At 43.3% G+C, this 16,034-nt stretch carries 8 protein-coding genes; 5 read left to right on the forward strand and 3 right to left on the reverse strand.

The genetic code is table 11. The annotated features are described in order from the left end of the window. The first annotated feature begins 60 nt into the window (after positions 1-60). From ACT8YW_RS06740 to bglX, 5 genes are read left to right on the forward strand one after another with little or no spacing between them, the layout of a single operon-like run. Positions 61-3,090, forward strand: coding sequence for a SusC/RagA family TonB-linked outer membrane protein (locus tag ACT8YW_RS06740; RefSeq protein ID WP_444104436.1), 3,030 nt, complete (start codon positions 61-63; stop codon positions 3,088-3,090). A 45-nt stretch (positions 3,091-3,135) separates the two neighbouring features. Continuing rightward, positions 3,136-4,602 carry a RagB/SusD family nutrient uptake outer membrane protein gene (locus ACT8YW_RS06745; RefSeq protein WP_444104437.1) on the forward strand — a complete coding sequence of 489 codons (1,467 nt, stop codon included), beginning with the start codon at positions 3,136-3,138 and terminating at the stop codon, positions 4,600-4,602. Positions 4,603-4,625: 23 nt separating this feature from the next. Continuing rightward, positions 4,626-6,734, forward strand: a complete 2,109-nt coding sequence (locus ACT8YW_RS06750; protein WP_444104438.1) for a family 43 glycosylhydrolase — start codon at positions 4,626-4,628, stop codon at positions 6,732-6,734. A gap of 28 nt (positions 6,735-6,762) precedes the next feature. Continuing rightward, complete coding sequence (locus ACT8YW_RS06755; RefSeq protein WP_444104445.1) at positions 6,763-8,127, forward strand: glucoamylase family protein; 1,365 nt, start codon at positions 6,763-6,765, stop codon at positions 8,125-8,127. Between the two features lie 37 nt (positions 8,128-8,164). After that, positions 8,165-10,450, forward strand: coding sequence for a beta-glucosidase BglX (gene bglX, locus ACT8YW_RS06760; RefSeq protein ID WP_444104439.1), 2,286 nt, complete (start codon positions 8,165-8,167; stop codon positions 10,448-10,450). A gap of 227 nt (positions 10,451-10,677) precedes the next feature. Here bglX and ACT8YW_RS06765 read toward each other — a convergent pair whose 3' ends face one another. The 3 genes from ACT8YW_RS06765 to rnr all read right to left on the reverse strand — a co-directional run. Continuing rightward, positions 10,678-13,080, reverse strand: a complete 2,403-nt coding sequence (locus tag ACT8YW_RS06765; RefSeq protein WP_444104440.1) for a glycoside hydrolase family 3 N-terminal domain-containing protein — start codon at positions 13,078-13,080, stop codon at positions 10,678-10,680. Between the two features lie 255 nt (positions 13,081-13,335). Continuing rightward, on the reverse strand, positions 13,336-13,815 hold the full coding sequence (locus tag ACT8YW_RS06770) for a pyridoxamine 5'-phosphate oxidase family protein (protein WP_444104441.1): 480 nt from the start codon (positions 13,813-13,815) through the stop codon (positions 13,336-13,338). A 75-nt stretch (positions 13,816-13,890) separates the two neighbouring features. Beyond that, on the reverse strand, positions 13,891-16,034 hold a 2,144-nt coding region (rnr, locus tag ACT8YW_RS06775), incomplete at its 5' end, for a ribonuclease R (protein WP_444104442.1).

A 16,034-nucleotide genomic window follows, 5' to 3' on the forward strand; every position in this document is an offset into this window, starting at 1 on the left:
CTCCATTCCTTTGTTGCATCGATTTTTTAGCAACCTTATTATCAACTAATACGTAAAAAAATGAAGAGAAAGATTACTTTTCTTGTAGTTGCAGTGTTGTGTTTACAGACACTGCTTGCTCAAAACAAAACAATCAGAGGTACTATTGTTGATTCCTTTAGTGAACCGATCATTGGTGCGTCTGCTCATGTAAAAGGTACCTACACTGGTACTATCTCGGATCTTAATGGTAACTATACTCTGGAAAACGTTCCCGAAGATGCTATTATTACCTTCTCTTATATAGGAATGATACCTCAAGAAATTGCTGTAAAAGGGAAGAATGTAATCAATGTTCAATTAAAAGATGATGTTCAGAAACTGGAAGAAGTGGTCGTGATCGGTTACGGTTCAGCCAAAGCCAAGGACTTGACTTCCCCCATTACGGTAGTCAAGGGAGAAGCGTTACTTTCTACTCCTGCCTCTTCACCTATGGCTGCCATGCAGGGGAAAGTAGCCGGAGTGAACGTTACCAATAGCGGTACTCCGGGAGAAGGGCCGAAGGTAGCTATTCGTGGTAAAGGATCATTTTCCAACAGCTCACCTCTTTATGTTGTAGACGGTATGTTCTATGATGATATCAATTTTCTTAACAGCAATGACATTCAGGATATGTCTGTGTTGAAAGATGCTTCGGCAGCCGCTATTTATGGTGTACGTGCTGCTAATGGTGTTGTTATTATCACTACCAAAAAAGGACAGCGTAACCAAAAAGCTAAAATTACCTATAATGGGTACATAGGCGTACAGAAAGCTACAAACGTTTTAGAAATGGCTAACTCTCAAGAGTATTCCACTATGCTTCTCGAAGCTAATTATGATGCGTATGTATCTACCATGAAGGCTTCTATTGATAAATTCGGTGGTGACTATTCCGATCCTGATTTCCATAACTGGAAATTCGATTCGGACACAGACTGGTATAAGGAGTTACTGCGGAGTGCACTTATCACTAACCACAGTTTGGGAATTAGTGGTGGAACAGAGAAAAGCACTTATTCCGTGGGTATGAGTTATCTGTATCAGGACGGTGTAATGGATGTGGAGAATAACTATAAACGTCTCAATTTCCGGGCAGCACTCGATTATGAAGCAACTAACTGGCTGAAAGTAGGTTTTAATGGTGTATTTAGTAACTCTACCCAGGTATTGCCGCAAAATAAAGCTTGGCAGCAGGCTTTTAATGCTCCGGGCATTTATCCGGTTTATGATTCGGCAAATGACAATACTTTCCCTGACAAGTATGGGTCACCTGATGCAGTTGGTTTCACTTCCAACTTCTACAATCCTGTGGCAACAGCCAACTATTATGATTCGCAAAATGAGAACTATCAGGTATTGACTAACTTCTATGCACAGTTCCAACTCTTGCCGGAGAAGTTAAATTTCAGAACAAGTTATAGTTATGATTATTCAGCCATTCGTGGTCGTGAATATATAGCTCCCTATTATGTAAGTAGCTGGCAACAACAGGCCGTTTCAGAATTGACAAAGAAAGATACGAACTATTACAATTACATTTGGGATAATATATTGACCTATAATAATCAGTGGGGAAAACATAACTTTGGAGCCATGTTGGGTTACTCTATGCGGCAACAACAGTACAGATATATGTGGGGAAAAGCTAATAATGTACCGGAAGGAAAAGATGAATGGCTTTATTTGAGTCAGGGAAACGCTGAAGGTGTAACTCTTGGAGATGATGGTTACTGCTATCGCGGTCAGTCTTATTTCACCCGTTTAAGTTATGACTATGCAGGGAAATATCTGTTGACATTCACTATGCGTGCGGACGGTTCTTCCAAATATCAGGAACATTGGGGATATTTCCCATCCGTTGGTGCTGCATGGGTTATCAGTGAAGAAGATTTCATGAAAGATCAAAAGTTCTTCGATTACTTGAAATTGCGTGCTAGCTGGGGACGTTTGGGTAATGACCACGTAGCTGCAAGTGATGGCTTTGCCTCCATAACCACAGGTAATTCTGCATCCGGTGTGTTTGGCAACTCAACTTTCCCAGGCTATCAAAATACAACTTATTTCAGTTATTTGAAGTGGGAGCTGGTAGATGAAACAAACGTCGGTTTGAACTTCTCTACTTTAAAGAATCGTTTGAATGTAGATTTGGACTATTTCTATCGCCTGACGAAAAGAGCTGTTATATCTCCGCGTTTACCGTTCAGCAATGACGTGCTTGCCGGAAACTATGGTAAGATTCTGAATTCGGGTTTTGATTTGTCACTTAACTGGAATGATAATATCGGAAGAGACTTTAAATATAATTTAGGAGTAAACCTTTCATATTTGAAGAATAAGGTGAAAGACCTTGGAGGATTGAGCTCTATCAAGGGAGGAAAGACCATTAATATGGTAGGCAAAGAAATGAATTCATACTATGGATATAAGGTTGTAGGAGTTTATCAGACTCTTGAAGAATGTGCGGAAGATCCGATTGCCGTAGCCAACAATCTTGTACCGGGTGACTTCAAGTATGAAGATGTAAACGGTGATAATGTAATTGATGGTGATGACCGTCAAGTGCTTGGCTCTTACATACCCAACTTTACATATGGTATTAATCTTGGTTTGAACTGGAAGAATCTGGATTTTGAATTGACTACGTATGGTCAAACAGGCGGACAGATATACAACCGTAAGCGTGCTTTGCGTTATGCACAGTCTAATTATAACTTTGATAAAGCACAGTATGAGAATCGTTGGACCGGACCGGGTTCTACTAACTCGCATCCGTCTGCAGCAGCATTGGTAAAGGGCTGGAATGTATCTGACCAAAGAGTGAACTCTTATTTTGTAGAAAGCGCGGATTTTTTCCGTATTCAGAACATAACTCTCGGTTATAGTTTGCGTAATATCAAGATGGGAAATTATACATTGCCGGGTATCCGTTTCTCACTGACGGCAGACCGTCCGTTCACTACGTTTAAGGCGAATTCATTCACTCCGGAGTTGAGCGATGCTGAAGGATGGGATACCGAGGTTTATCCTTTGACATCTACTTATAGCTTTGGAATCCAGATTGATTTCTAATCCGGAATGGCAAAATTAATTTTAATCTAACAAAAGAACAAGAAAATGAGAATACTAAAGAATATCTTAATATATGCGTTGCCAGCATTAATGTTATGCAATACATCATGTGATTATCTTGATAAAGAGCCCGAAAATAAGGTTCCGGAAGAGAATGTAGACTTTACTCAAATTGAGAATATGTATCAAGCGGTTTCCGGAGTATATGCTAAAGTTAGAACAGGCGGTATGCACTGGGTGATATGGCCGTTGTCTGTCGTGCGTGATGATGATGTTTGGTCCGGACGTATAGATGACCAGGCAACCCTTGTTGATATGGGTAACTACAACTATGACAGTTCTTTCTGGGGGCTCAACGAGATGTGGAATCAGTACTATGGTATCATAAAAGTGGCCAATGCTGCTCTTGAATCGCTGGATTCCTACGCAGAAAATATCACGTCGGACGATGATATGACTAATTACCGCTCTTACTGTGGTGAAGTGAGGTTCCTTCGTGCTTATGCTTATTACCGGCTTGTACAGGCTTTTGGTCCGGTAACTATTTTGCGTAGTAATACTCAAACCGACATGACCCGTTCAACGATCAATGCTGTATATAAATATGTTCTTGAAGATCTGCAGTATACGATGGACCATACTCCGAGATTACGTCCGAACGAAATGGCTCATTATGGTGCTGTCACTGCTTTCTCGGCAGAGATGCTTGCAGCAAAGATACATCTGAATCAGGGTAATTATGGAGAAGTTGAAACATTGACAGATGATATTATCGGTAGCAAGAAATTTAAGCTTTATGATGATTACTATAATTTATTCAAGATTCCGGGTAAGGTTTGTGATGAATCGTTATTCGAATGTCAGTGTACTGACTTTGGTCTTGGGTCAGGTGATATGGTAGATGCTGATAACTGGTTTGTATTCCAAGGACCGGCGAACGACGGAAATATTTCAGGCTGGGGATTTATCGGTATATATAAAGATTTCCGTGATTGGGCAGCGGCTCGTGGCGAGACTGTCCGTGCTACGACTTCATTCCTTTTGGCTGGTACAACTACTCCTAGTGGTGATGTGATTCGTCCATTGCAGAATTCGACTCAAACAGATTGTTGGAACGGAAAAGCTTATACACCGACAGATCAGTTAACACCGGGCCGTACCAAATATGGTGCAAATAACAATGTCCGTATATTCCGTTACGCTGATGTATTATTGATGAATGCGGAAGCTAAGGTACGTTTGGGTAAGGATGGTGATGCGTCATTGAAACTTGTACGTGATCGTGCGGGAATGTCCGAGATTGATGGTGCGACTGTAGACCAAATCCTTGATGAACGCCGTATGGAACTTGTTTGTGAGTGGGGAGAACGTTACAATGACTTGATTCGTACCGGTAAGGCTGCTTCTGTGCTTGGTTCCAAAGGATGGACTGAAGATAAAACCTATTATCCGCTTCCTTTCGATCAGGTATCTAATATCCCAAGTCTGACGAACGAACCGATTGACGAGTAATTATGTCTAAATAAAATTAGGAAATGACAGGAATAGTAAAAAAGATATTACTAAGTTCTGGGATAGCGTTCTCTGCCTTGGCAGGGAACGCACTACCACCGGAAGATTCTATAAAAGTAGTAAAAGGACAGGTAAGTGACTACTATATCCCGGTAGTAAATCAATACGAAATAACCGGAACGGTTGTAGATGAACAGGGTAATCCGCTTGAAGGGGCTACCGTTATGTTTTTCTCGAGTCCGGTTCATTGTAACACGAACATAGAAGGCCGTTATACGTTGAAGGCTACTGATAACGATGTGCATCTTTATGCCTATTATCCGGGAAAATCTTTTGCCAATGTAAAACGTGCTGTTGACGACCGGCAAGTGAAAATCGTTATGCAATCAGGGAAGCATAAGTCTGTGCAGCGTCAGCCTGCTCAAGCTACAAGGTGGTATGACCCTGCGCATCCTGTCACTCGTACCTATTGTAATCCTATGAATATTAGTTATAACTATGAACCTTATAACAACAATGTTCAGTCTAACGGATCGTTCAGATCTTCTGCCGATCCGATGGGATTAACTTATAAAGATGAGTATTTCCTGTTTTCCACGAACCAAGGAGGCTTCCATTATTCGAAGAATCTAAGTGACTGGGAATTTGCTCCGGCCTCTTTCCAGCGTCGTCCTACGGATGACGATATGTGCGCTCCGGCAGCATTTGTAAGCGGAGATACGTTGTTCTATACCGGTTCTACTTATGAAGGATTGCCCGTATGGTATAGCACATCTCCCAAATCCGGGCGTTTCAAGCGTGCTATCGAACGTAATACGTTACCTTCATGGGATCCTTGCTTGTTTTTGGATGATGACGGTAAACTCTATCTTTATTACGGTTCGAGTAATGAGTACCCTCTTAAAGGCGTACAGGTCAGTCGTGATGATTTTCGTCCGGTCAGTAAGATTTATGATATCATGATGCTTCGTCCGGAAGAACATGGCTGGGAACGGTTTGGGATGAACAATGATGATGAAGTGACGTTGCGTCCGTTTACCGAAGGGGCTTATATGACGAAGCATAACGGAAAATATTATTTTCAGTACGGTGCTCCGGGAACGGAGTTCAAGGTATATGCCGACGGGGTATATGTCAGCGATTCGCCATTGGGACCGTTTACTTACCAGCAGCATAATCCGATGAGCTATAAGCCCGGTGGATTTGTACAGGGAGTAGGACACAGTGGCACTTTTCAAGATTTGAAAGGGAATTACTGGCATGTGGGCACCTGTATGTTATCCCTCAAATATAAGTTTGAAAGACGTATCGGATTATATCCTACGACATTCGATCCGGATGGAGTGATGTACTCTACCACAGCATTCGGCGATTATCCTTGCTGGAATGCTGACTACGATATTAAAAATCCGTCTGACCGGTTTACCGGCTGGATGCTCCTTTCTTATGAGAAACCGGTAAAAGTATCCAGTACCGACAGCATCTATTCCGCTTCCAATCTTACCGATGAAAATATGCGTACGTATTGGGCTGCTAAAACCGGCGAACCGGGTGAATGGATCGAAATTGACCTTGGTGCCATGAAACATATAAAGGCGATCCAACTCAACTACTATGACCATAAAAGTGTGCAGCATAATCGTGCAAACGATTTATACTATCAATATCGCATCTACTCCAGTGACAACGGGACAGACTGGACACTGGCGGTAGATAAAAGTGATAACGATAAAGATGTACCTCATGACTACATCGAATTGGGTGAGACGCTGGATGCCCGTTATCTGAAACTGGAAAACATTCATGTTCCATCCGGCAATTTTTGTCTTTCGGAGTTCCGGGTATTTGGTTTTGCCGATGGAGAGAAACCTCTGCCTGTACGAAACTTCAAGGTGGTACGTGACAAACAGGATAAGCGCAATGCAATGATTTCGTGGAATCCTTCATCCGGTGCCTACGGCTATAATATTTATTATGGCATTGCTCCCGAAAAGTTATATAACTGCATCACCGTGAACGGTGCGGATCATTATGACTTCCGGGGACTTGACCTTGATACGACTTACTACTTTGCCATTGAAGCTTTGGATGAATCGGGACGATCGGCGTTGTCGAAAGTCGTGAAACAATAATTATTAATCAGAAGAAATACTTTATATGATGATGGAATGGACAAGAATCGGCATATTTATTACTCTACTCGTAGTGATATGCGCATGTACACAAAAGAACAAGACAGTGACCGATGCGGAGCCTGATCGTCCCGAGGCATTTGCGAACGACGATGAACTACTCGACTATATTCAAAAGACGCATTTCAACTATATGTGGGAAGGTGCGGAAAAGACTTCCGGACTGGCCTGCGAACGTATACATCTTGATAACGTTTATCCACAACAGGATCAGGATGTAATTACGATTGGAGGTAGCGGATTTGGAATTGCCGGCTTGTTGGTGGCTATCGAACGAAACTTTATCAACCGGGAAGAAGGTGTAGCCCGGTTGACAAAGATTGTAGACTATCTGGCAAAAGCCGATCGTTTTCATGGAGTGTGGCCGCATTGGCTCCATGGTCCTACGGGCAAAGTGAAACCGTTCGGAACAAAAGATGACGGTGGCGACCTGGTAGAAAGTAGCTTCCTTATGCAAAGTCTGCTGTGTGTACGGCAATACGTAAAGGATGGCAACGAGAAAGAAAAAGCACTGGCAGCTAAAATAGACGAACTGTGGCACGGGATGGAATTCGACTGGTATCGCAACGGCGATCAGAATGTATTATACTGGCATTGGTCTCCTAACTATGGCTGGGAAATGAACTTCCCGCTCGAAGGCTATAATGAATGTCTGATTACCTATATCCTTGCCGCCTCATCCCCTACACATTCCGTTCCGGCAGCCTGTTACCATGAAGGATGGGCGCGTAGTGGTGGCATTAAAAGTGCTTCCAAACCTTACGGTTACCCGCTCGAACTGAAGCATAATGGAGCAGAAGAGAAAGGCGGTCCCTTATTCTGGGCACACTACTCTTACATCGGCCTCGACCCGCGTAACTTGATTGATCAATATGCCAACTACTGGAATGTGGTACGCAATCATGCGATGAGTGATTATCAATATTGTGTCACTAATCCGAAAGGCTACAAAGGATATGGACCTGATTGCTGGGGACTTACAGCAAGTTACTCCATAAATGGCTATTCAGCCCACATGCCCGACAATGATCTCGGTGTGATTACTCCTACTGCCGCTTTATCCTCTTTCCCTTACACACCGGAAGAGTCGATGGCCGCCTTGAAAGGTTTCTATAAACAAGGATCATGGATTTGGGGGAAATACGGATTCTACGATGCGTTCTCACCGAACGAGAAGTGGACTGTTCCGCATTATCTCGCCATCGACCAGTGTACGATTGCGCCAATGATAGAAAACCACCGTACAGGACTGCTTTGGCGGTTATTCATGAGTTGTCCGGAAATTCAGGACGGACTGAAAAAGCTAGGTTTCACTTCTACAACAGCCGAATAAAAACAGAAGAAAGAATAATATAAATACAAAACAGAATATGAGAATAGGTAGATTTTTGCTAACTGCAGTGATTACGGCGTCTGCTGTCACTGCTATGGCTACACCGCAAGCCGATAAAGGTAAAATGGATCAGTTTATTGACAACCTGATGGGGAAGATGACTTTGCAGGAAAAGATCGGTCAACTCAACCTTCCTGTGTCGGGTGAGATTGTTACCGGACAAGCTAAGAGCAGTGATGTGGCCGGAAAGATAAGGAAAGGTCAGGTCGGTGGTCTTTTCAATGTAAAAGGAGTGGAGAATATTCGGGAAGTCCAAAAGATTGCCGTGGAGCAGAGTCGTTTGAAAATTCCTTTGTTGTTTGGTATGGATGTCATTCACGGATATGAGACTGTTTTTCCTATTCCTTTGGCACTTTCCTGTAGTTGGGATATGGAGGCTATCAAAGAATCCGCCCGTATAGCGGCAAAAGAATCCAGTGCCGATGGTATTTGCTGGACTTTCAGTCCTATGGTCGATATTTGTCGCGATCCCCGCTGGGGACGTATGGCTGAAGGCGGAGGCGAAGATCCTTATTTAGGTTCGGAGATTTCGGTTGCCATGGTAAAAGGCTATCAAGGTGATGACTTGACTGATAAAAACACCATCATGGCTTGTGTGAAACACTTTGCCCTGTATGGCGCACCCGAAGCTGGTCGTGACTATAACACAGTAGACATGAGTCACTTAAGTATGTTCAACAATTATTTCCCTCCTTATAAAGCAGCAATTGACGCTGGTGTGGGTAGTGTGATGACTTCTTTCAATGTGGTTGACGGTATTCCTGCTACCGGCAACAAATGGTTGATGACCGATGTCTTGCGTGACCGTTGGGGATTTGATGGTTTTGTTGTGACAGACTATACAGCTATTTCCGAAATGATTGCTCACGGGATGGGGGACTTGCAACAAGTATCTGCCATGTCACTTAGTGCCGGAACTGATATGGATATGGTTGCAGACGGTTTCCTTACTACTTTGGAGAAATCTCTAAAAGAAGGGAAAGTGACAATGGCTGAAATAGACAAAGCCTGCCGTCGTATTCTCGAAGCGAAATACAAGCTCGGATTGTTTGATGATCCTTATAAATATTGTGATGCAAGCCGGGTAAAGAAAGATATCTTCACTGCGGAAAATCGTGCTGTAGCCCGTAAAATAGCTACCGAAACATTTGTGCTTCTGAAGAATGAAAATAACCTGCTCCCATTGCAGCGTAAAGGTAAAATAGCTTTGGTTGGTCCGTTAGCTAATACAAAGGCCAATATGCCGGGTACATGGAGTGTGGCAGCTGCCTTTGATAAATACAATTCTCTGTATGAAAGCATGAAGCAATCATTGGCAGGCAAAGCAGAAGTACTTTATGCAAAAGGATCGAATCTGATGTATGACGCTCAAAGAGAGGCGGAAGCTACCATGTTCGGTCGTGAGATGCGTGATCCGCGTAGCGCACAGGAATTGTTGGATGAGGCTGTGAATATAGCTTCGCAGGCTGATGTAATTGTAGCAGCTGTCGGTGAATCGTCTGAAATGAGCGGTGAATCCAGTAGCCGTACTAATCTTGAAATGCCGGACGCTCAGCGCGATCTTTTGATAGCATTGAAAAAGACAGGCAAACCGATTGTTTTGGTCTATTTTGCCGGTCGCAGCACTGTGATGACTTGGGAACAGGAAAATTTCCCGGCTATACTGAATGTATGGTTCGGAGGCAGTGAAGCAGCCGACGCGATTTGTGATGTAGTATTCGGAGACGTTTCCCCAAGTGGAAAACTAACTACGACCTTCCCGAAGAACGTAGGACAAATTCCTTTGTATTACAATCATCTGAATACAGGTCGTCCTTTAGAGGCAGGAAAGTGGTTCAGTAAATTTCGTAGTAACTATCTTGATGTAGACAATGATCCTCTTTATCCATTTGGATATGGATTGTCATACACCACATTCCGTTACGGTGATCTCCAACTTAGCAACGACTCAATGAATGAAAAGGATAAGATAACCGCCTCTGTCACTGTCACCAACACGGGCAACTATGATGCTGATGAAATCGTACAAATGTATATTCGTGATATGGTAGGGAGTGTAGCACGTCCGGTGAAAGAATTGAAAGGCTTCGAACGTATTCATTTGAAGAAAGGGGAAAGCCGCACTGTCTCTTTCGATATCACAGCAGAACAACTGAAATTCTATAACAGTGCCTTGAATTGGGTGTGTGAGCCGGGAGAATTTGAAGTGATGGTTGGCGGAAATAGCCGTGATGTACAAACAAAGAAATTTAGTTTGCAATAATACATATATGCTAAAATGATGTTTTCATTAAGGTTAGTCTAGGTATATTCATCAAATATGGTCAAACGATAGAAAGAGAATGAAGTCTCAATTTATTGTTTGACCATATTTTTATAAGTATTTTAAATCTGAAGTTGCTTTATAAATTCAAGGCTTTTCAAATACTCTTTTCTTTTTAAGTCATCCGGTACAGAATTATTAGTGGTTACTTTTTAGTCTATTCAAGTTTATTGGACCTCAAAACTCCCCTTCAGCCGTATGTCCTGTGAAGAAGCTCCCACCATCACCGAGAAACTTCCCGGCTCTACCGTAAATTGATTATTCTTGTCCCATAATCCCAAGTCTTGAGGAGTAAGGGTAAAGCTGACGGTTTGTTCTTCACCCGGTTGCAAATGAATACGTTCGAAACCACGCAATGCTTTATCGTAGGTGGTAACACTGCTAAAATCATCACGGATATAAAGCTGGACTACTTCGTCTCCTGCTTTCTTTCCTGTATTCTTCACAGTGCATGAAAGAGTGATATTTTCCTGCGGACCGATCACCGGTTTAGATATTTTCAAGTCTGAATATCCGAAGGTCGTATAGCTTAAACCATATCCGAAAGGATAAAGTACACCGTCTACACGGACTTTCCCTTTAGAGTCAGAACCCGGCTTGAATGGGAATGCAAAAGGAATCTGTCCCACAGATTTCGGGAAAGTGACAGCCAGACGTCCTCCCGGATTATAGTCTCCGAAAAGAACTTTAGCGATGGCATCCCCCATAAATTCTCCGGGGAACCAGGCATGAATAATGGCAGGAATGTATTTGTTTGCCCAGTTGATGGTTGCTGCTCTTCCGTCCACCATCACTAGAACGACAGGTTTACCTGTTGCATAAACCGCTTCCAATAATTGTTGCTGCCGTCCGCAGAGGTCAAGATTGGTACGTGAAAACTCTTCCCGAACCGTTTTCTCATTTCCACCCAGTACAAGAATAGCGATATCCGAAGCTTTTGCTAATTCTACCGCTTCCTGAATCATCGCCTGCTCTTGTGTATCTAATGGAACATTGTACAGTTCGCTCTCCGGGAAATACTTATCAATAATGTCACAGCCTTTTGCATAGCGAACTTCCGAGTTAGGCAGATATTCTTTGATTCCCTGATATACAGTCTTAATAGACGCATTGGCAGGACCATATCTGCAAGTCAGTTCCTTCACTTCTTCCGCATTCGGACCAATCACAGCTATTTTGCTGAAGTCCTTGGATAACGGAAGCATCTGATTCTCATTCTTCAAAAGAACGACAGACTCCAAAGCGGCTTTCATAGATACTGCTTTATGAGCGTCATTGTGTACGACTGTCTCCGGACGACGGTCATCACCGGGATACGGATTATCAAAAAGCCCCATCATAAACTTGACACGCAGAATCTCACTGACGCGTTGATCGAGCGTATGCAAAGAGACTTTACCTTCGTCGATAGCACGACGCAACGGGAGAATGAAATCTTGCGGGGGAGTAAAGTTGGTACGGATATTCAATCCTGCATTGACCACTTGTGCCGCCATCTCTTCTTCAGTCGGGGTGATACGATGTTTGGTGTGCAGAAACTCTACCGCTTCACTATCCGATACTACATATCCTTTGAATCCCCATTGCTGACGCAGAATCTCCGTGAGGAAATGATAACTTCCGGAAACTGGCTCTCCGTCATAATCATTATACGAACTCATCACTCCTAAAGCACCCGCTTCCTGAATACCTTTGCGGAAAGGTTCCAGATAAAGAGTCTTCATCTCACGCGGGGCCACGTGCGGATCCGTACGCGTACCTCCGTCGCGTCCACCGACCGGGATGCTATACACGGCGAAATGCTTGGGAGTAGCAACGATACCTTCGCTTTGCAGACCGAGGATCATCTGTTTTCCCAATTCGCCCGCCAGATACGGATCTTCTCCGTAACTTTCTACCACACGTCCCCAGCGAGGATCTTGTGCAATATCCAGAATAGGAGAATAAATATTGGTATATCCCAATGCTTTTGCCTCATTTGCAGTGACTTTCGCAATTTCCCGGATCAGTTTTTTGTTCCACGTGGCACCTTGCCCGCATTGAGCGGGAAACATGGTAGCCCGGTCGTGACATAATCCGCGTATTCCTTCATTGGTGAAGTCCACCGGAATACCCAGTCGTGTCTGTTCTACAAACCAGCGTTGAATGGTGTGCCGGTTCTTTACACTGTTGGCATACGGATAGGAGATTTCAGAACCGAATTTACCCAGTCCGTTCGCCTGCTCATCAATATTTCCGATACCGTCCTTCCAAATTTCCGCTGACCATCCGGCAGTAGGCCATGCATCTTTCAATACCCGTCCCGAACCGTAGAGAGTAGCCATCTGACAGGTTTTCTCTTCCAGCGTCATTTGCGAAAGCAAATCCGCGATGCGGGCTTCGATAGGAGCGGAGGGATCTTCGTATACATCCTTTATACCGTTTTTATTGAAGTCGATCCAGGTCTTTTTGTATATGTCCTTTGAGTTGTTGCCGGATTTGTTATCAGTAGGTTTGTTGTTTGCCGCGATGCTGCCGGAGTAGATACTTCCGGCAGATACTAACAGGGCGAGACATAGCAGTTTCTTCATAATCTATTTTTTTGCAAGAGTACTTATCTATTTTATTTATGTTGCAAGTATACAAAAAGAATTTGATATGAGAGGATAGAATAGTCTTTATAATCACCTTTACCCTCACACCTGTAATGCCGATGGATAAAGAGATACAGACAGTGGTGAGGGTAAAAGTGATCTAAACATTTGTTTAGAGAAATTAGTTTGGAAATACTCTACAATGCTTGTTGAATACTCTACTCAAGTATTGTCAAAAGCCGGAAAACCGCTTCATGGCTTTTCGTTGGCTCGCAGACCGAAAACTTTTCCTGTCATCTGATCGATACGTACTTGCCATACTTTGACATTGCGTACCGCAGGATCGGAATAGTTGAACTCACTATCCGTGTAATGATGCATGATAATATCCAATGCACGGCGTTTCTCATCTATTTCTTCGATGAATTCTACTTGCCCCCGACACATCGCGCTTTCCGAACGCATACTGTAACTGCAGGCTACCTTTTCGTGTTGGTAGACAAGTTTATGTCCAACGCTGAAAGTGATGCATACATTATTATTATGTTCCAGCATCTCCAACTTGCTGCCTTCAGGACCCGAATGAAGATATATGATGCCATTCTCATAACCGAAGTTCATCGGAACTACGTAGGGATTACCTTCCAAATCAGTAATGCCTACAAAACAGGTATCGCAATGGAGAATAATGGATTCGATTCGTTGTTTATCTTCAATAATGACAGTTTTCATAATGGCTGTTTGGCTTACCACAGAGTACACGAAGTCTTTTTACTTCCTGATTTCTTAGCGTACTCTGTGGTGAATTTACTTTTCTATTAATTCAAAATCCAATTGTTTCTTTTCCAGATTGGCACGAGCTACCCGAACAGTAATAGCGTCTCCCAAACTGTATATTTTGTTTTTGCGGCGTCCGCGAAGATAATAGTTCTTCTCGTCGAATTCGTAGTAGTCATCATCCAGGTCACGAACAGGAACCAGACCTTCACATTTGTTTTCGTTCAGTTCTACATAAAGTCCCCACTCGGTTACGCCGGAGATAACGCCGTCATAAATCTGTCCCAGACGTTCGCTCATAAATTCCACCTGTTTATATTTGATGGAAGCACGCTCGGCATTGGCTGCAATTTGTTCCATGTTCGAGCTGTGGTCGCAGAGGTCTTCGTACTTAGCTTCGGATACACTGCGTCCTCCATTCATATACTTCGTCACCAAGCGATGTACCATCATGTCCGGGAAACGGCGGATGGGTGAAGTAAAGTGGGTGTAATATTCGAATGCCAGTCCGTAGTGACCGATGTTGTGAGTCGAATAACGAGCTTTTTGCATGGCACGGATAGATACTGTTTCAATCAGGTTCTCTTCTTTCTTTCCGTGTATGTCGTCCAGCAAGTGGTTGATGGATTTTGAAATATCCGTCTTCGTTCCGCTTGTACGTACTTTGTAGCCGAAGCGGGCGATGAATTGTGACAGATTCTCCAGTTTCTCCGGATCGGGAAGGTCGTGGATACGGTAAGGAAGCACTTTGGGCTTTTTATTTTTAGGAACTTTACCGACGAATTCTGCCACTGTTCTGTTGGCAAGCAACATGAATTCTTCTACCAGTTTATTGGCGTCTTTTGATTCTTTGAAATATACGCTGATCGGTTTTCCTTTCTCGTCAATTTCAAATTTCACCTCGTAGCGGTCGAAGTTGATGGCTCCTGCTGCGAAACGTTTTTCACGAAGTGCTTTGGCAATGGTGTCCAGTGTGAGTACTTCTTCTTTGTAGTCTCCTTCTTTGGTTTCAATAATCTGCTGCGCCTCTTCGTAAGTGAAACGGCGGTCGGAATTGATGACTGTGTGCACGATACGTGAGTCTCTGACTTCTCCTTTTTCTGTAATATCGAAGATGACGGAGAAAGCCAGTTTTTCTTCGTTCGGTCGGAGTGAACAAATGAAGTTACACAGCCGTTCGGGAAGCATCGGGATGGTACGGTCTACCAGATAGACGGAAGTTGCCCGCTTTTCTGCTTCCTTGTCGATAATTCCTCCTTCTTTTACGTAATGTGTCACGTCGGCGATGTGTACACCCACTTCCCACAATCCGTCTTTCAGTTTACGGATGGAAAGTGCGTCGTCAAAGTCTTTGGCATCTTTCGGGTCGATGGTGAAAGTCGTTACCTTACGGAAATCTTCGCGTTTGGCAATCTCTTCTGCTGAAATCTCAGCAGGAATCTTATCCGCTGCTGTCTCTACTGCTTTCGGATATACATACGGCAGACCGAATTCCGCAAGAATAGCGTGCATCTCTGTGGTATTGTCACCAGCCTGACCTAATATATCTATTACTTGTCCGATAGGATTCTTAGCCTTGTCCGGCCATTCGGTTACTTTCACAATGGCTTTATCTCCAGTCTTTCCGCCTTTCAGCTTATCTTTCGGAATGAAGATATCATTGGCCAATGTACGGTTTTCCGTCACTAGGAATGCGTATGACTTAGCTACTTCCAGTGTGCCGACGAAAGTATCGTTGGCACGTTCCAGTATTTCTATCACTTCTCCTTCTGCCTCTCTGTTTTTCCGTTTGGCATAGAAAGTGATTTTTACTTTGTCATTGTTCATGGCATGTGCCGAATTGCGTTCGGCTATAAATATCGGCTCGCCTCCTCCTTCAGGAATAAAGGAATTCTTACCATTGCTTTTCCGTTGGAAAATGCCTACCATCTCTGTTCCATGATTGGTGAGACGGAATTTTCCTTTTTCTATTTCAGAAATATAATCGTCAGCTAAAAGGTCATGTAATATATCGACGCATAACATTTTTTGCGGATGGGTAGTGAGACGCAGTTCCGAAAATATATATTTCATACTCAAGGTCTCGCTGGATTTGGCATGGAAAAAGTCTATTAATAACGCTGCCAGCTCTTTCTTACTCATTCTTTTGCCGGCCTTTTTCTCTTTCTTTTCTT

Source organism: Bacteroides sp. (assembly GCF_052357945.1).
In the GTDB taxonomy this organism is placed as follows: Bacteria; Bacteroidota; Bacteroidia; order Bacteroidales; family Bacteroidaceae; genus Bacteroides.